The following is a 439-nucleotide window of genomic DNA, read 5'->3' as shown; positions in this document are numbered from 1 at the left end:
CCGTAAGCCGCACGGCGTCTTCGCAGGTAAGTTCGCCGCGCATGCCCAGCTCGACGGCGCCCGCGCGGCCCTGAACTTCCGCGAAGCGGGACTGCATCCGAACGCGCAGGCCGGTCTGTTCGGTATCGCCGGCGGCGGTGTCGGCGCGGGCTTCTCGGCCGAACTCCAGCCGACCTACGCGCCGGAGCTGGATGTGAAAGCGACCGTGCTGGAAGGCATGGTGGTCAAGCCGCGCAGCTTCATGCGCGTCGCCGACGGCTCGGTGGGTTCCGGCTTCGCCTTCGCCACCCTGCTGGGTCTCGAGCCCTGGTACCCGGAAATGAGGATCGACGACAAACTCAACCCCGCGGGTAAAGCCATCGCCGACTTCTTCCGCACCCAATGCCAGACGCCCGCGTACTTCGGCATGCCGTTCCTGCCGCTCAACATGCTGTTCAAG

At 67.0% G+C, this 439-nt stretch carries 1 protein-coding gene; it reads left to right on the top strand.

Features of this window, described 5'->3' with window-relative positions:
- The coding region (locus tag GV790_RS29000) for a lipase family protein (protein WP_218586492.1) at positions 1–439 on the top strand (439 nt) is incomplete at both ends.

The sequence above is a fragment of the Nocardia cyriacigeorgica genome (assembly GCF_010858045.1).
Classification (GTDB): Bacteria; Actinomycetota; Actinomycetes; order Mycobacteriales; family Mycobacteriaceae; genus Nocardia; species Nocardia cyriacigeorgica_E.
Note: the sequence above shows the minus strand (reverse complement) of the source record. Positions and strands in the feature narration are given on the sequence as shown.